At 31.5% G+C, this 16977-nt stretch carries 26 protein-coding genes; 14 read left to right on the top strand and 12 right to left on the bottom strand.

Annotated elements, in window-relative coordinates; genetic code table 11:
• Window positions 1-112: 112 nt before the first annotated feature.
• Window positions 113-1342, top strand: a complete 1230-nt coding sequence (locus tag NTX22_17575; GenBank protein MCX6152340.1) for a peptidase C1 — start codon at window positions 113-115, stop codon at window positions 1340-1342.
• Window positions 1343-1368: 26 nt separating this feature from the next.
• Entirely contained in the window at window positions 1369-2256 is an 888-nt protein-coding gene (locus NTX22_17580) for a DMT family transporter (GenBank protein MCX6152341.1), read from the top strand.
• 15 nt (window positions 2257-2271) lie between these two features.
• Here NTX22_17580 and NTX22_17585 read toward each other — a convergent pair whose 3' ends face one another.
• The 7 genes from NTX22_17585 to NTX22_17615 all read right to left on the bottom strand — a co-directional run bounded on the left by NTX22_17585 (window position 2272) and on the right by NTX22_17615 (window position 8870).
• Window positions 2272-2973 carry a hypothetical protein gene (locus NTX22_17585; protein MCX6152342.1) on the bottom strand — a complete coding sequence of 234 codons (702 nt, stop codon included), beginning with the start codon at window positions 2971-2973 and terminating at the stop codon, window positions 2272-2274.
• A 155-nt stretch (window positions 2974-3128) separates the two neighbouring features.
• Window positions 3129-3989, bottom strand: coding sequence for an RNA polymerase sigma factor RpoD/SigA (locus NTX22_17590; protein ID MCX6152343.1), 861 nt, complete (start codon window positions 3987-3989; stop codon window positions 3129-3131).
• Window positions 3990-4526: 537 nt separating this feature from the next.
• Window positions 4527-5180 (bottom strand): hypothetical protein, encoded by a 654-nt coding sequence (locus NTX22_17595; protein ID MCX6152344.1) that lies wholly within the window; start codon window positions 5178-5180, stop codon window positions 4527-4529.
• 220 nt (window positions 5181-5400) lie between these two features.
• Entirely contained in the window at window positions 5401-5760 is a 360-nt protein-coding gene (locus NTX22_17600; GenBank protein MCX6152345.1) for an RNA-binding protein, read from the bottom strand.
• Window positions 5761-6051: 291 nt separating this feature from the next.
• Window positions 6052-6405, bottom strand: coding sequence for a helix-turn-helix transcriptional regulator (locus NTX22_17605; protein MCX6152346.1), 354 nt, complete (start codon window positions 6403-6405; stop codon window positions 6052-6054).
• 888 nt (window positions 6406-7293) lie between these two features.
• A complete protein-coding gene (locus NTX22_17610) occupies window positions 7294-7827 on the bottom strand; it encodes a hypothetical protein (protein MCX6152347.1) in 534 nt (177 codons plus the stop codon).
• A 53-nt stretch (window positions 7828-7880) separates the two neighbouring features.
• Window positions 7881-8870 carry a hypothetical protein gene (locus NTX22_17615; protein MCX6152348.1) on the bottom strand — a complete coding sequence of 330 codons (990 nt, stop codon included), beginning with the start codon at window positions 8868-8870 and terminating at the stop codon, window positions 7881-7883.
• Window positions 8871-9089: 219 nt separating this feature from the next.
• On the opposite strand from NTX22_17615, the gene NTX22_17620 reads away from it, so the two are divergent.
• Entirely contained in the window at window positions 9090-9329 is a 240-nt protein-coding gene (locus NTX22_17620; GenBank protein ID MCX6152349.1) for a DUF2283 domain-containing protein, read from the top strand.
• A 42-nt stretch (window positions 9330-9371) separates the two neighbouring features.
• Here the strand turns inward: NTX22_17620 and NTX22_17625 are convergent, their stop codons facing one another.
• From NTX22_17625 to NTX22_17645, 5 genes are all read right to left on the bottom strand, one after another.
• A complete protein-coding gene (locus NTX22_17625; protein MCX6152350.1) occupies window positions 9372-9665 on the bottom strand; it encodes a type II toxin-antitoxin system RelE/ParE family toxin in 294 nt (97 codons plus the stop codon).
• A 4-nt stretch (window positions 9666-9669) separates the two neighbouring features.
• Window positions 9670-9891, bottom strand: coding sequence for an addiction module protein (locus tag NTX22_17630; protein ID MCX6152351.1), 222 nt, complete (start codon window positions 9889-9891; stop codon window positions 9670-9672).
• 417 nt (window positions 9892-10308) lie between these two features.
• Window positions 10309-10518 carry a hypothetical protein gene (locus NTX22_17635; protein MCX6152352.1) on the bottom strand — a complete coding sequence of 70 codons (210 nt, stop codon included), beginning with the start codon at window positions 10516-10518 and terminating at the stop codon, window positions 10309-10311.
• Window positions 10519-10673: 155 nt separating this feature from the next.
• Window positions 10674-11057 carry a type II toxin-antitoxin system VapC family toxin gene (locus NTX22_17640; GenBank protein ID MCX6152353.1) on the bottom strand — a complete coding sequence of 128 codons (384 nt, stop codon included), beginning with the start codon at window positions 11055-11057 and terminating at the stop codon, window positions 10674-10676.
• Window positions 11054-11260: a hypothetical protein gene (locus NTX22_17645; GenBank protein MCX6152354.1), complete on the bottom strand. Its 207-nt coding sequence runs from the start codon at window positions 11258-11260 to the stop codon at window positions 11054-11056. The genes NTX22_17640 and NTX22_17645 overlap by 4 nt, the downstream gene beginning before the upstream one ends.
• Before the next feature lie 271 nt (window positions 11261-11531).
• Here NTX22_17645 and NTX22_17650 point away from each other — a divergent pair, with 271 nt between their 5' ends.
• From NTX22_17650 to NTX22_17700, 11 genes are all read left to right on the top strand, one after another.
• The gene (locus NTX22_17650) at window positions 11532-11846 is read left to right on the top strand and encodes a DUF433 domain-containing protein (protein ID MCX6152355.1); all 315 of its coding nucleotides are present in this window, start codon (window positions 11532-11534) and stop codon (window positions 11844-11846) included.
• Window positions 11846-12193, top strand: coding sequence for a DUF5615 family PIN-like protein (locus NTX22_17655; GenBank protein ID MCX6152356.1), 348 nt, complete (start codon window positions 11846-11848; stop codon window positions 12191-12193). Before NTX22_17650 ends, NTX22_17655 begins: the two co-directional genes overlap by 1 nt.
• A gap of 36 nt (window positions 12194-12229) precedes the next feature.
• Entirely contained in the window at window positions 12230-12436 is a 207-nt protein-coding gene (locus NTX22_17660) for a type II toxin-antitoxin system HicB family antitoxin (GenBank protein MCX6152357.1), read from the top strand.
• Between the two features lie 243 nt (window positions 12437-12679).
• Window positions 12680-12898, top strand: a complete 219-nt coding sequence (locus NTX22_17665; protein MCX6152358.1) for a hypothetical protein — start codon at window positions 12680-12682, stop codon at window positions 12896-12898.
• A gap of 4 nt (window positions 12899-12902) precedes the next feature.
• Window positions 12903-13046, top strand: coding sequence for a hypothetical protein (locus NTX22_17670; GenBank protein MCX6152359.1), 144 nt, complete (start codon window positions 12903-12905; stop codon window positions 13044-13046).
• Window positions 13047-13625: 579 nt separating this feature from the next.
• Entirely contained in the window at window positions 13626-13877 is a 252-nt protein-coding gene (locus tag NTX22_17675; protein MCX6152360.1) for a hypothetical protein, read from the top strand.
• Window positions 13878-13880: 3 nt separating this feature from the next.
• Window positions 13881-14258: a type II toxin-antitoxin system VapC family toxin gene (locus NTX22_17680; protein MCX6152361.1), complete on the top strand. Its 378-nt coding sequence runs from the start codon at window positions 13881-13883 to the stop codon at window positions 14256-14258.
• 466 nt (window positions 14259-14724) lie between these two features.
• Window positions 14725-14940 carry a hypothetical protein gene (locus NTX22_17685; protein MCX6152362.1) on the top strand — a complete coding sequence of 72 codons (216 nt, stop codon included), beginning with the start codon at window positions 14725-14727 and terminating at the stop codon, window positions 14938-14940.
• Window positions 14930-15274 (top strand): type II toxin-antitoxin system PemK/MazF family toxin, encoded by a 345-nt coding sequence (locus NTX22_17690; protein ID MCX6152363.1) that lies wholly within the window; start codon window positions 14930-14932, stop codon window positions 15272-15274. The genes NTX22_17685 and NTX22_17690 overlap by 11 nt, the downstream gene beginning before the upstream one ends.
• A 217-nt stretch (window positions 15275-15491) precedes the next feature.
• The gene (locus NTX22_17695; GenBank protein ID MCX6152364.1) at window positions 15492-15947 is read left to right on the top strand and encodes a T9SS type A sorting domain-containing protein; all 456 of its coding nucleotides are present in this window, start codon (window positions 15492-15494) and stop codon (window positions 15945-15947) included.
• A 48-nt stretch (window positions 15948-15995) separates the two neighbouring features.
• Window positions 15996-16763 carry a LamG domain-containing protein gene (locus NTX22_17700; protein ID MCX6152365.1) on the top strand — a complete coding sequence of 256 codons (768 nt, stop codon included), beginning with the start codon at window positions 15996-15998 and terminating at the stop codon, window positions 16761-16763.
• Window positions 16764-16977: the final 214 nt, after the last annotated feature.

Raw genomic sequence — 16977 nt, forward strand, 5'->3', positions numbered from 1 at the left:
AAATTTCCCCATAATTGTTGTAATAATTCTCTTTGCTTTTGTTAAGTCTGTGGTTTAATTTTTCACGGGAAGTAAAAAAAATAATTCTCAAATCAATATTCGGGATATTAATATGAAAAATACAATTTTAGTCCTTTGTCTGGTTACATCTTTAAGCATTGTTGCTAACCTTAACGCACAATCCCAGCATAAGGATAAAGCTGTTTTCCAGGATTCTAAAAACGAATTTTACGAAAATATGCAGAAAGAAATTAAGCAATACAACGCAAAAGAAACTCAAAAGAAAAATCCTTTTAGAGTTGATTTTACCGGACTTGATTTTCCTACCGATAGAAATTTATATAAAGAATATTGGCACAACGAACCACTTAACCAGGGAATGACTGGTACTTGCTGGTGCTTCTCTACCACTTCATTTTTTGAATCGGAAATTTTCCGTTTAACGAATCGCAAAATTAAACTTTCAGAAATGTACACGGTTTATTGGGAATATGTTGAAAAGGCAAAAAGATTTATTGCTGAACGCGGAAACTCCAATTTTGCTGAGGGTTCCGAAGGTAATGCTGTTAAAAGAATTTGGGAGAAATATGGAGTTGTTCCAGAAGAAGTTTATAATGGAAAACAACCCGGACAAAAACATCACGATCACTCTAAGATGTATGCGGAGATGAATAATTATCTTCAATCAACCAAGAAAAATAATTGTTGGAATGAAGATGAAGCAATTGCTACAATCAAATCAATTATGAATCATTATTTGGGCGAACCACCGCTTACTATTTCTGTAAGCGGCACAAAGATGACACCGCTGGAATATTTTAAAAATGTAGTTAAGTTAAAAATGGATGATTATGTTGACTTGATGTCATTGATGGAGATTCCATATTACAAACAAGGAATGTACAATGTTGAAGATAACTGGTGGAAAGATAGTTCGTATTACAACGTTCCTCTTGATGAATGGATGATTTATTTGAAGAGTGCAATTAAAAATGGTTTTACTATGGCAATTGGTGGAGATGTTTCTGAACCAGGATACGATTCGCACGTTGAAGTTGGAATCATTCCTTCTTTCGATATTCCATCAGATTATATTGATGAGAATGCCAGACAATTTAGATTCAGTAATGGAACAACCGGTGATGACCATGGAATTCACATTGTGGGCTATACAGAAAAAAATGGCAAACTTTGGCTTATAATAAAAGACTCAGGCGCTGGTGCTCAAAATGGAAAGAATGTTGGTTACAATTTTTATCACGAAGATTATGTGAAATTAAAAATGATTGATTTTATGGTACACAAAGATGCTGTTCAGGAATTATTAAAAAAATTCAAATAATTTTTTTTACATGAATCGCACAATAAATGTTTTTATTGTGCGATTCATTTATCAACGCCCACTCACCTATAATGACAGAACATAACAAATCCATTTTCCTTTTGCTTTTTACTGCAATACTTTGGAGTTCAGGCGGAGTTTTAATCAAACTTGTGGACTGGAATCCAATTGCAATAGCCGGTGGAAGAAGTGCAATAGCATTTATATTTATTTTTCTTATCAGAAGAAAAATAAAAATTGAACTGACATTTATAAAAATTGCTGGTGGATTAGCATATGCCGGTACTGTCATTCTGTTCGTGTTATCTAACAAATTAACTACAGCAGCAAATGCAATTCTACTTCAATTTACAGCACCAATTTATGTGGCAATTTTTGGTAACTGGTTCTTGAATGAAAAAATGTCTCGCCGTGATGTTGTTACAATTATATTAGTATTGTGTGGAATGACTTTATTTTTTTTAGATAAATTATCAACTGGAAATATGATTGGAAATATAACTGCCATTTTAAGTGGAGTTACTTTCGCCTGGCTTGTTCTATTATTGCGTAAACAAAAAAAAGAATCACCGATTGAATCAATTGTTTTGGGCAATGCATTTACTGCAGTAATCGGGTTACCATTTATGTTCAGCTCAACTCCTTCAATGGAAGGTTGGATTGGATTGTTACTATTAGGCGTATTTCAACTGGGATTATCTTATATATTATACACCAAGGCAATTAAGCACGTAACCGCAATTGAAGCAATTCTAATTCCGGTATTAGAACCAATCTTAAATCCAATTTGGGCATTGATTTTCCTTAGTGAGAAACCAGGGATTTGGTCCGTAGTCGGGGGTGGAATAGTTATTCTATCAATTACTTTTAGAAGTGTTGGTATTATTTTGAAAAGGAAAATTATAACTTCTTAATATTTCCATTAGAAATTATTCCTTTATCAAATCCGGGTCTAATCCATGTTTTTTAAATAATTCGGAATATTTATTTGACACATCATTCTTCAGGTTAGTCATATAATTTACAAAATCACCTAAGGTAACATCACCACCATACTGAAAATAATATTCTGTCAACTGTTCAATATATTTTTTGCTTAGTACAGAAATATTATTAAATGAAATGGAGTTGTAAGTACCAAGATTGTCCAGCTTTTTTTCTTCTTCGGGTCTAATAACGTCTTCTTCCTCAAGAGTTGAATAATCATCAACATCATTTTCTAATTCTTTTCGGGCAGCCCAGTTTTGTGCGATATGAAAAAGCGTTGTAAGTATTTCTTTAATTCTTTCGTCTCTTTCTGATTTAAAATTCTCATCAACATTCAGGTTATTAGCTTCAATTTCCAAATCATTTAACAATGTAGGCAGATCGACAGTATTATTTTTATTATTTACCATATCCTTAAATTTTTCATGGATGGTTTCATCAAAAGCTATATCGCAATCGCTGTTTATATTGTTTTCTTTCAATAAATTCATAATATCTTCTTTCTTATCAGGACATCGCCTGGAAAGGAACTCATCTGTAAGATTGAAGTTTCTATAACAATCCTCAGGTTGGTCTACTAAGCTAATAAGATATGATTTTAATTTTATGAGAGTAAGAAAAAGGTCAAAACTTTCAGAATTCATCATTATCTCCGATGTAAATAAGAAACCCGCTGGAAAATTAAGAATTTCCCTGTAAAATACTAAAACAATTATCGGTGAAAATAATAAATAATTAAATGCTAGTGTGTTTTGAAAAGATTTAAAAAGCGGTGCAAATTGCACCGCTCTAATTACTGTTAACCTAAATATGCCTGAAGTTGTGTACTTCTTGAGGTGTGTCTTAACCTACGGATTGCTTTTTCTTTGATTTGTCTTACTCTTTCTCTTGTAAGATTTAACTTCTCACCAAGTTCTTCAAGTGTTAAAGAGTATTCAGTATCCAGACCAAAATAGTATCTAATAACCGTAGCTTCTCTTTCTGTTAAGGTCGAAAGTGCGTCATTAATTTCATTTTTCAAAGATTCTTTCATCAATGAATGATCTGGCGTCTGCTGTTTATCATCATGAATAACATCAAGCAGATTGTTACTGTTATCATCACTTTGAGCGAAAGGCGCATCCATTGATATATGTCGTCCAGAGATTTCTAATGCATAAGCAACTTCTTCTTCATCCATTTCAAGCTCTTTGGCAAGTTCTGCAACAGTAGGTTGTCTTTCATACAATTGCTCCAGTTCATTATAAGCTTTAGCAATTTTATTCAAAGCTCCAACCCGATTTAACGGTAAACGAACCATCCTGGCATGATCACCAAGCGCCTGAAGAATAGATTGTCTGATCCACCAAACTGCATACGAAATAAACTTAAATCCTTTTGTTTCATCAAACTTCTTAGCAGCCTTAATCAAACCAACATTTCCTTCGTTTATTAAGTCGCCGAGAGACAAACCTTGATTTTGATATTGTTTTGCAACACTTACAACAAACCTCAAATTTGCCTTAGTTAATTTTTCTAAAGCATCTTGATCCCCCCGCCTTATTTTTATAGCTAAATCAACTTCTTCATCCGGAGTAAGCAACTCGACTTTACCGATTTCCTGAAAGTACTTATCCAAGGATTGGCTTTCGCGTTGAGTATATTGCTTAGTTATTTTCAATTTTTATTAACTCCTTTATAGTTGTCAGATTTCCAATTCTATATTTTTTCAACAAATTTCTAATTTTGTAATCTATCGATATTGTTTATTACTGTGTTTATGAGGATTTTTCATAAAATAATCTTTAGAATCATTGATTTTTAATTTTTTTTCGTATATTTCTTATGAACAAATCTAAAAACTTTCATTTCTTCAATTTAATCTTAGTCCGATAAAAATCAAAGTTATTTCATGCAAACGCTAAATATATAAATTTAATTCCAATCTTTAAACACAAAAATTTAGCACCATTTATATTTTTACTTAATTTCCCATTTCTTATACTTAAAATTCAATTTTGTAGTTCCTAATAATTTTAAGAAATATTTTAAATGAAAATGTATTATCGCCAGAAAAAAGAATTTTTCAATCTTTTGAAGTTAATTTGGAGTGTAAAAATTAATCTACACTGAAAATGATGTTTTTGTGGAATAATTTAAAGATTACTGCCGGCAAATCCTAAAAAATGACATACCGGCAGCAATTGGGAGATTATGTTCAGTTTTTATGCTTTTTCTTGTTAATTTTTTTAATAATTATATGGTCCGTTTTTTCATCACAATCATTCTTTTCTATTTTTATCCTTATTTTTTGTGGGCTATCTACACCGGCTTCTTTTTCGGTATCCTTTAAGAATTTTTCAGCTTCTTCACCTTTATATACATCAACTTTTTCTTTCCCATCTTCGGTAGTGGTTACTGTAACCTCTTTAACTCCATTTACAACATCTACTTTAATTTTCTTTTCAATGTTTTTCCCTTCCATATCATCACTTTTTGATTTCCAATAAAATTTATCCACGAGGGAATCTTCATCATCAAACATTATTATTTCATCATCTCCTTGCCAACAAGATATTTGATCATTTGTATCGGAAGAATCTCCATCATCGGAAATTACAATTACTTTTTTTGATTTAACTTTTTCTTTTGATGCAAGTAAATCAAATATTTTTTTCGCTTCTTTACCTTCAAAAGAAACTTCCCCCTTGTCCGAAGTGATAGTAATTTTATTTACATCTCCATCCAGTTTTTTTAGTTTTTCCATTATTTCTTTTTTAGACTGGCTATAAACATTTACATTCATCAATCCAACAATTAAAAATAAAATAATGCTAACCCCAATTTTGTTCGGATTTTTTTTCGAGCTCATAATAATTCTCCTTTTTTTCTGAACAAAATTTACTTATTACCGAAGTAATACCAGCGTTAAAAAATGTTAAATAATGTTAATTGATTTTTCTTAAAGAAATTTATTTTGTGAATTGAATTGAAGGGAGAAATTATTTTGAAATTAAAAAACCCTTCAGAAAAAATTCTTTCGAATAATTAAGAAGGGTTTAAAAAATTGATTGTTTTATTAGAGCTAAAACTTAAAAACGTCTTCCGCCACCGCTGTTACCGAATCCACCACCAAATCCGCCGCCGCCAGTTCTTTTTCTTTGATCATTTCCACCTCGTCCGCCGCCGCCAGTTCTATTATCTGTTCTTTTAGGGCGTGCTTCATTAACAGTAATTTTTTGTCCCTTTAGATCCTGTGTGTTTAATTCGTTAATTGCAGTAACCGCTTCAGTACGACTTGCCATTTCAACAAACCCGAATCCTTTTGAGCTACCAGAAAAAAGATCTCGAATTACCTTGGTACTTTTAACATGACCGAACTGTGAAAATAATTTTTCTAAATCCTGTTCGGTTACATCTTTGGCTAAATTGCCAACAAAAATATTCATCATTCTCTCCTTTGAGATATTTGTAAAAAAAAGTTTTAAAATTCGTTGAAATTGCTAAGTGAGATTTGCTCTTAAATTAAACTTCAATAATGGATTTAAATGTACTGCATATTGGAGTTTTCAATATTCAACATTCTTAAGCACTAAACAACGGGTTAATCGACTTATACCAGAATAGCTTTGGTAGCGGTAGAAAGTTAATTACCAAATTTAATTTAGCCCTAATAAATCAATTAAGCAAGAAAATTAATACTTCTGATGAATGACAAAATATGGAAAACATCCTAATGAAATTTAGCCAAATGATTTTTTAATCTCCTCAATTCTTCTGGCAAAATCCTCCATTTTATCTATTGGTACTCCCTTGGCAATATCACGTAAATCAACGGGCATAGCAGGAAGTAATTTTTGAAGCGGGTGATTTTCACTCACTTTAATTTTATCGTCATTTGTCCATTCCATCAGATCATTTGGTGTACATTCAAATATGGCACATAATTTTTCAATTTGATTTGGTGAAAAAGAGGATACTTTGTGATTTATAATCCGATAGGCTTTGTCTTTTGGAAAACCAGCTTCCATAAGGAAAATTGCTGGTTTGCTAATCCCTTTCATTTTAAACAAACGTTCGAAGTTGTATTTTAACATCGCAACCTCCTTAAATTATACCGGTACCGAGTACTGGTTTTAAATTCTGATTTTAATAAAATCTAAAATTTCATTTACAGAATGATTTATCCAATACCCGGACACCTGTTGTGGTTAACAAGAAATATGATTCCGATGGTGAAAATATAAAATGATATGAAGAAATGCAAGAAATTTTTGATGAAACGCGATAATTTAATTTGTTAATGCAACAATATTATTTTGAAATTGGAAGTAATGATCAGCAAATCAGAGTTTTAAATATATAATATGAGATAAAAACGCGATTAGTATATATACTTCTTTGAAAACAACAAATTATCAGCAGTATTAAGGAAATACTTGGCAAATATTTGAACAAATTTTGCAGTAATATGAAATAATGTTGCAAAAACGAAGAATATATTTGTAAATATAACGAGTCGAATATAATTATAGTGCAAATATGTTATATTTTTAATGTTTGTAAATACTAAAGTTGCATTATTTAAGAAGTAAATTCAGATATATATGAAATTGATTTTTACTTGTCTCAATCACGCTATGTATTGCTCACCGGAAAAATCACAAATAAAATTTCTTAATAGCCGATTTATAATTGTAATGTAGTTGATGAAAATAACAGAATGGGAACTTGTCAATTTTCAAATGGAATCACCACTGGATAAATACATTCAAAAATTCCAATAAAGCAGTTCCAATTTTGCAGATGATAAATGGAAAATTTTTTAATATTGAGATGGGGTTGAATTTTGAATCTACGAATTTAAAAAGTTAGTTAATACGAGCAATAAAATATTATTAAAAAACTATTGAGTAGAATTCAATAAATAATATTATCGACACATTGAAAAATTTGCCGTTCGGTTTGAGTCAGTAATTATTAGTCTAATTCAGTTCCTCATATGTCATTTGAATTCCCTCAACAGTTAATGCTTCAGGTACTTCAATAAATGTTTTATTGTTTTCCATTGAAAACGTTTTTCCAGGAGGTGAGAATGTAAGCTTTATATTTTTAATTAACTTGTTGGTAGTTGAGAATACATAGATCTGTGTTTTATTATCTTTTGTCAGAAGTTTAACTAGTATAGTTGATTCACTATTTGTAAATGATTGTGATCCGGTCTTTGCTATAAGGTTAACTGAATCAGCCGCCAAGTGATACTGATCCTCGCCTTGAGCTAATTCTATTTGTTTGGGATAAAGTGTAATAGTTTTAGGCTTACTCTCTGATATTTCAGCAAAGAATTTATTACTCAACCCATCCTTTATTTCAGTATCAATTGAATTATGAAAAGATTTATAATATTCAATCTCTTTGGTGTATAAAGAATAATTTTCATCTATGTACTTCAACTTATTGACAGGAAGAGTTTCCCGATAATAAACGTAATCAAATATATCTTTTTCACTTATTTGCATTTAGCACTCCTTACTATATAATACATCCCAATTATGTGTCATTCCGAAATTATTCAACGATCTTGAGCAAGCAGATCTTTTGCTGTCTGCTTCATTATCTTAACCAGGTATTCCAAAATGTTATCATATTTGTTTTTATAATTTTCCCTGGATAATTCAGCATTGTATTTCTTAACATATTCATATAATCCGATATTTATCCCACCATCTTTAATGTCAAAAGCAATATCTTTCAATGCGCTGGTTAATAATTCAGCTTCTTCACCGTTTATTTTATTCGTACTAACGTATGACTTAACCAATTTGATAATTGAGGCATTCAGACTATTGGACATTAATTCTTCTGTGTAGACGGTTTCAGTTATTGAATCATCTGCCACTGCGTTATGTTTCGGTTCATTAAGTTTTGTAATCCTTAATGCAAGTGCATTTAATGGAACAGCCGGGAAATAATCTGTTTCTGATTTCAAATAAACAAACAAGCTTTTAGGACAATCGGCATCAGTAAAAATATAAGATGGCAATTGTTCTAGTTGATCTCTATCTGATAATTTTTGTCCGGGAGTTATTTGTTCCATTTCCGAAATATAGCATTGCCCGAAGTGCCGAACTTTATAAAACCCAAACTGAATAATTTTATCATTTATTTCTTTAAGCGCTATCGCATAAAGAGGATCAACCTTTCCTAATGCTTTGCTTAAATGATGTTCTGCTCTTATAAATATCAGTTGATGGAGGAAAAATAATGCATCAGAGTTTGACCGAATCGGCGGTTCCCATTTATTGTAAGCCGAAAGCAGCCGATCATACTTCCTGCCATTGCGTTCCAGAAAAAGAGCGGTGATTATTTCCATTATTGCGTCGTTAAAATCACAATCTAATCTGTTGTTTAGGAAATTATACTTATGATGATTCTTATTAAGATACTCTCTGGCAATATTGTAAGAGGCTTGAAAAAGCAAATTGATATCCGGATTAGTTTCATCACCGGAGATAAGTTTTTCAAATGTTAGGTAGATTTTGTCAATAATCCGTTTTTGCATAGTGCAATATACAATTTGATAAATAACTTTTAAATATTTGCACAAAGTAAAAATCATTATTTTTAATGAGTAGCATTTTGTATTACGCAAAAATCAAAGATGTAATAACTCTTTAGAAATGTCATAGATACGACTCGATAGAAATGTCAGTAAGAATTAACTTAGAGTCCAACAAAAGAAGGACTGAAGAAAATGAAAACATTTTGATAAGGTAATGAAATGAAATTTACATACGATCCGCGATATAATATTGCTTATATCTGTTTCAAAGAAAAAACAGAAGGCGTTGAAACTTTAAAACTAAGCGATGAACTCTGTGTAGATATGTCACCTGATGGAACATTATATGGCGTAGAATTACTTAATGCAAACGAACAACTAAAAAGCGGTTCATTGAAAGAATTAGAAATTATAAATGAAGCAAGTAGTGAAAGGATTACATTTCCTTTGGCAAGTTAGATAATTCTATTCCAAAAGAGAAATAACTGAAAACATCATAACCTAATTTAATCTTGATTTCCAGTAATTTGGTTTTCGATGTAAATGCATAAAAGCAATAATTTGTATGGAATTATTTTTTAAACGATAAATAATTGCAAAGGGATATTTTGTTAACAAAAAACGGCGGTAGTTCTTGGAATATTTTCGCCAAGTCTTCGGAGCATTTTGTATTATTTCAATTCCTCTTTCTATTTCATCAAGAAATAATTTTCCCAGTCCCTCAACTTTTGAATCGTAGAAATGAATAGCTTCTTTAAGCTCTTCGAATGCGGCAGGGTGAATTAGTACTGGCACCAATTTATTTTCTTCTTAGTTGTTTCTTTACCTTATCCCATGCAAGAAGTTTAACATCTTCATTATCTATTTCACCTATTCTTTTTTCTATTTCATATTGCCATTCTTTTTCGGCTTCAATGTCGTAATTAGATTCAAGACTGACTACTAATTTTTGAGCAATAAATGCGCGTTCTTTTTCGCTTAATAAAAGAATATTATTTAATAATTCATTAAAGCTTTGCATATTTAATCCCTTTATTTACAGCAAAAAAATAATCAAAGATAATTAGTTAGTCAATACGCATACAAAATACAGTGAATTATTTTGTGGAAAAACTCAAAGAGTCTTTTCAAATCGATCTTACACATCCCATACATAAAAAAAACGAAAAAAAATTGAGATGATTTTTGGAAGCTAACAACTGGGCTACGAATGAAAAGATTAATCAGCAAATAAGAAATGTTGCCTGTAAGTCTTCGGGTTTTAAGTTCGGCAGTTCTTTAAGTGCCTGTTCAGAACTCAATCCCCCAACGAAGAGATTAATAATTCCAGTCACTCTAATCCTCATTTCCCGAATACAAGATCTGCTTAAGCATTGTTCCGGATTAATGGTAATTCTTTTTAATAATTCATTCGTTTTAATTATTCCTAAAAACAAATTCACTTTTTAGTTCGTCTTTGTTTTATACCAGATACAATTTTATCAATGGGTAAATTTTTATATAATTCCTTCCGATCTTCAGTATAGTTGCCATATCCTACACTAAACTGGTTAATAAATCTAAGCGTATTAGTCAAACCGATATTTTTGCTTAAAAGTCTTATAGCTTTTTCATTTATTTCATTTATGGATTTTAACTCTTGGTTCATTTTTCAATTTCTCCTATCAATTCCAACGGCATTATAACTTTTACCTGACTTTAACTATCCATGTCAATATTGTAAGCAAATGTTACTAACTCGTTTATAACAATCCGATAAATTATTTGATAATAAAATAGAATTATCTTTTACAATTTTATTAATCATTCGAATGGGTTTATCAGTTCCAAACCGGAAATGCTTTGAAAATCTTTAATATTTCTTGTAACCAATTTGCTGTTTGTATAAATAGCTGAAGCAGCTATTATTGCATCGGGTAGCTTGACTTGTTTTTTCTTTCTAATAAGTATAGTCAGATTTTCAATAGATGAATTATAACCAACTTTGATAAATTCTTTTAACAAATCTTCTATATTTTTAATTTCACCATCCGTTAAGTTTGGCAAACTCAATAATTCAAGTTTTGAAATAAAAGAACAATAGATTATTGGATTTTCATTTCTGATTAATTCAAAAAACTTAGTTACAGCAGGTTCATCTTTAAGATAATAGATAAAAATATTTGAATCGAAGAAATAATTACTCAATACCGTTTCTCCCATTCATTGCGAGATTTTACTTGGTAGTCTATAGGGTCAATATCCGTTTTCTTCAATATTCCTTTTGCTTTTTCTATGTTTCCCCAATTAGTTGTGTGCTTTATTTCTTCAATAGAATTAGCCTGAAGCTCAACACTAACAATCTCATCATTTATTTCTTTTATCATTTTCTTTGGAACTATTATAGTCATAATTACACCCTTTTATTTACTGGAAAACTTACAAAAATTACCTGCAAAAGAAAACATATAAATGAGGGATTCTCTTTGCTGTTGAGATGGTTAAAAAATGTTTTCCTGAGATTTTCGGAAGTGTTGAAGAGAGAAAATAATATTAATAAAATTGAACTATCCTTCTTCATAAGCCCCTTTCCTTTCAAGTAAAGGATTTGGGATTTTAACAATTGGAATTAATACAAGATTATTATATTTTAGAACAGAATATTTATGGTTAGGTTGAATTATGCAAAAGTCTGATACGAGCTATGAACATATACAAATCGATGAAAAAGGCACCGCCTTTATTAAAAATACAAATACAAAAGTGGTTGAATTAATTTCAGAACAAAATGCTTATGGCTGGAGCCCTGAAGAGATTTATTTCCAACATCCTTACCTTTCGCTTGCACAAATATATTCAGCTTTTGCATATTACTGGGATCATAGCGAGGAAATAAATTTTGATTTATCTGTAAGACAAAAAGAAATAGCTTCCTTTAGAACCAACTCCTCATCTAAATTATTACAAAATAAACTCAAGACCCAAAAGGCGGGATGATGGCTATCCATTTTTATATGGATGTTCATATTCCAAGGGCAATTACAAATGGTTTAAGATTAAGAAAAATTGATGTGCTCACTGCTCATGAAGATGGGACGATACTTTTAACTGATGAAAAACTTTTGGAAAGAGCCGCACACCTTAATAGAACATTATTTACATTCGATGATGACTTATTAAAAATAGCATCTGCTAACATCGATTCAGGCAAAGAGTTTTCAGGATTAGTTTTTGCTCATCTCTTGGGAATTACAATTGGAGTGTGTATTCAGGATTTGGAGATAATTTCAAATGTTCTGGAAATTGAAGAAATGAGAAACCAAATAATATTTCTCCCAATTTAATCTTGTTGGAATTGAGAATATTTAATTGAGCCCGATATGAAAACGTTTACAGCAATAATATTTAAAGAAGATAATATGTTTATAGCTAAGTGCCCTGAAGTTGGAACGATTAGCCAGGGTTATACGCTGGATGAAGCCCTGGAAAATCTTAAAGAAGCAACGGAACTCTATCTTGAAGAATTTCCTCAACAACAATTTATTAAACCGTTCTTAACAACGTTTGAGGTTGCTTTAAGTGCTTAAGATTATTTCCGGTGATGAGTACAAAGCGAGCGGTGAAAGGAATTAAGAAAGATGAATTAAGAAATGATACTGAGAGCTGCCAACTGAAGATTGAGAACTGAAGACCATCTTCCATCCTTATAACCTTTCTCTCTTCACAAATTTACCTGCCGTGCCTGGCTTCTTCCTATTCCAGTAAAGTATTCGTCTTACTTGTTTGATAATTATTTTTTATTTTACATTTAGAAAAAATGGAGATAAGAATTGATACCTTCGTTAGACCAAACATTAGAAATTATTATGCGTTTGCCCTTTGAGCAACAGAATTATTTGATAGACATTCTAAAGAAAAGAAGCATTGAAAATAGAAGAACGGAAATAGCCAGAAATGCTAAGCAGGCAAAAGAAGCTTACCGCAGAGGATTAAAAGCAAAGTCCTCAAAAGAAGTAATTGCCTCTCTAAGAGCTTCGTTGCAAGAGTAAAAAAATGAAAATAGTTTTAACACATCACTTTATAAGGGCTTTTAAGAAAGTTGTAAATAGGCAGCCGGATTTACAACTAAAAATAGAAAAGGTAATTAAACAAATGGAAAAGGATTTATTTCATCCTGCTTTGTTCACTCATAAATAATCCAGTGAACTTGAAGGCTTATGGGCTTGCTCCTGCGGTTACAATTGTATTTAGTATTGAAAAAAGGACCAAAGCAAAAAGTGAAATAATTCTTCTTATTGATATTGGTACTCACGAAGAGATTTATTGATCTTTGAAAGAAATACTAATTGCAAATCTTTTTCCCATCATACATCAACCATTTTCCACCTGCCTTTGCCGGTAGGCAGGTCATACATTTATTTCATCTCTTCTCTCTTTACAAATTTACCTGCTGTGGCAGGTTTCTTTTCGTTCCAGTAAAGGATTTGGGATGATAAAAATAAACAGATTAAAGAAATGACATATCTCCAAGATATGTCATTTCTAACCGTAAAAATATTTTCTTTGGATTTTCGGAAGTGCCCAAGGCTGCTGTGTATTAAAAAGATAAATAAACATTTGTCATCCTCTTGGGGAGGGCAATTTTGTGCTGAGGTTTTTTTGTGAATGTATTATCTCACTAATTATTTCAATATTTCAGTCAGTTAATAAATCGCCTCCTAAAAGGAAATTACCAATGAGTTTATTATATTTGTAACAAAAGAAAGGGCTAGTTACATGCAGGATGGTTATAATGCAATTATTAAAGGCAACAAGTTAAATTGGGTAGACATTCCGCCTAAAAATATTACCAACAAAAAAAGCATTGCAGTTAGAATTATTATTGATAAGGATACAGCCGAAACAGAACGAGGTAAACAAATGGCAGATGCATTGGAACAAATTGCTAAGCTTGGCGGAGTAAAATCGATCAAAAATCCTGTTGCATGGCAAAAATTTTTGAGGAAAGATAGAAAAATTGGAATGTAGAAATTGAGTTACCTTTTAGATAGTAACATTATAATTTATTCTGCTAAACCACAAAATAGTTTTCTCAGAGAGTTTATTGCAAAAAATTCTCCCTACCTTTCACACTTAAGCTATCTTGAAGTTCTTGGATATAATCTTTTAACCAAAGAAGAAAAGATACTTTTCGAAAAATTTTTTAACGAATCTCGTTTATTACCAATTTCTAAAGAAATAATAGATACTGCAATTTCGCTTAAACAAATTAAAAAAATGTCTATTGGGGATTCTATAATTGCAGCAACAGCACTAAAGAATAAATTGATTTTAGTAACTCGTAACTCTAAAGACTTTTCGTGGATAAATCGACTTAGGATTATTAATCCTTTTGAAAAAGTTCTATAATAGAAATCTATTTTACCTCTTTTAATATTAGATAAACTCCCTTAAAAATCAATCAACAGTTTTTTCCCATACCTATAAATAATAGAAATGATAAATCTCTAAGACCTGCTTGCGGTATTGTAAACCGGTAGGCAAAGTTTATCATTTCTAAACATAAAAATATTTTCTTTGGATTTTCGGAAGTGCTTCAAACTGCAGTATATTAAAAGATAAATCAACATATGTCATCCTCTTGGGGAGGAAGGATGATATTGAAATTATAGTAAACATAAATTAAACGAAGTGCTTATGAGAAAGTTTATATCTACTGTTTTGATTAGTTGAATATTTGAACTATTACTCTTATAGTTAAGCACTAAGGGAACTTGCTATTAAAACAAAGCAAAACTAAGAGACTCTTTTATTTCTTGCTAAAATATTTTTGTTTGTCTAATTTAATAATAGAAATTATCAGGTTATTTTAATTATGCAAACGATACAACTTCCATATAGCGAATATCAATCACTGAAAGAACAAATAAAACTGCTAAAAGATGGCGACCTGTTAAAAAAGGTTAACAGATTATTAGATATTTTATATCAGGAAAAATATGGACTTTATTTGGGCGAATATACTGAAGATTTAACCGAGCACGCGGTAAATAATTTAGAAGACATTAATAATAAGTGGGATGCAATATAACCAACGCGAAATAGTTCTTGTCCCTTTCCCTTACTCTGATCTCAGCAGCTCTAAGAAAAGACCAGTCCTTATTGTTTCTAATGATGATTACAATAAAGAGCATGATGAAGTTGTTGTTTGTGTTATTACTTCAAACTTATCCCTGGATGAATATTCAATCCTTCTAGAAAATTCCGACCTTGAATATGGACTTCTTCCAGAAAAATCTGTTGTAAAAGTTCATAAACTTTTTACTATTCACAAAACAAAAATTATAAAAAAATTTAGTGTAGTTTCGGATGATTACCAGCAAAAAATCCACGTTTCATTAACTGAATTATTCAAAATGAAGTAATCCTTATGTAATTATTCTTTGTCCCAACTTTTCTCTCTCCACATTCCCTGTTCTATTATACCAAAGCCATTCCTTAATAATTCCAAAATTATTTTTTAGAAATTTTCGGAAGTGCTCAAAGCCGCTGTGTATTAAAAGATAAATCAACATTTGTCATCCTCTAGGGGGAGGAGGATGACGAAGAAATTATAGTAAATATAAATTTAACGAGGTGCTTATGAGAATGTTTATTCTGCTTCTTTTACTCTCCTCCGCTGTTTGGGCACAGTCTTATTATATGAATGTGAAAATGAAGGATGGGACTACAAAACCATATCCAATTTCATCAATTCAAAAACTTACATTCTACCCGACTGTAGGTGTTCAGGATTTGGATAAATTTAAGAATGCCTTAAAGACTTTTACTCTGCTGCAGAACTACCCTAATCCATTTAACCCAACTACAACTATAAGTTACACAATTCCAAAAGCTGGAAATGTTGAGTTAAAAATATTTGACATTAACGGACAGCTTGTTAGAAGCCTTGTAAAGGAGCAAAAGGAAGTTGGAGTTTATAAAGCCAATTGGGATAGTAAAAATGATGCTGATAGAACCGTAGCAAGCGGAGTTTATATCTGTCAGGTTAAGTATAACAACTCACTTCTTGCTAAAAAGATGTTGCTTTTAAAATGATGTTAATATTAAAACAAAACAACTATAAATTTTAATTAGGAGTAAAACATGAAAAAGATCTTTTCAATTATTCTCGTTCTTTTTGTATGGCAATTAGCTTTTGCACAGGAAGCAAAGATGATAATACACAAAACAACAGGAACAGATGAAATTAAATTGAGTGATATTGTTGATATAACATTTTCAACTGCTCTTGTCCCAACTGATTCCCTTATCGCATTTTGGCCTTTTAACAGCAATGCCAATGACGAAAGCGGTAATGGGCACAATGGAACAACCAACGGCGGACTTACTTGGACTTCAGACAGATTTGGCAATCCAAATAAGGCAGCAAACTTCAACGGAAGTGATTCCTGGATCGATTTTGGTGATACCCACCCCCTCATCACTAGTTTTTCAGTTTCACTTTGGGTAAAACCAGACATTCGTATTTCATCTACTTCCAATCCTTCTCTAATATGTGATGCAGGATCATACAGGGGTTTCCGTATATATCATGAGCTTGATTCCTTACGTTTCGAGGCACAAAACTATAGTGGGTGGGCTTCCCCTGGTTGGGGTATCTCAGAATCAACCTTAGGTCATTGGGTACACATAGTTGGAACAAATCAAAATGGACTTGTGAAACTATACATTAACGGCTCGATTTTCAAAATCCTGGAGGGAGGTGCTGGTCTTGCTAGCACATTGAATCTTGAAATGGGCAGAGATACCAACATAGACACTTGGTACTGGCAAGGAGCCCTTGATGATGTAAGAATCTACAACAAAATACTCAGCGAAGCGGAAGTTCTTGCATTGTACAATGCACAGTAAGACAATAAACGCCAGCTTATATTAGCATCCACGACGTTTGCTTTTTTGAGATGGAAATAATAAAATGTTACTAATTAACTCACCTTACGCAACCCGATGCGTATAGTTATATTTTTTAGAATTTCATAGCGAAAGAAACTTTGAGATTTTCCAGTTGATTAAAAGCTGCACGATTTGCAGTAAGATACAATTTAGCTCGCAATGCTGTTGGGTT

This window comes from Ignavibacteriales bacterium (genome assembly GCA_026390815.1).
GTDB lineage: Bacteria > Bacteroidota > Ignavibacteria > Ignavibacteriales > SURF-24 > JAPLFH01.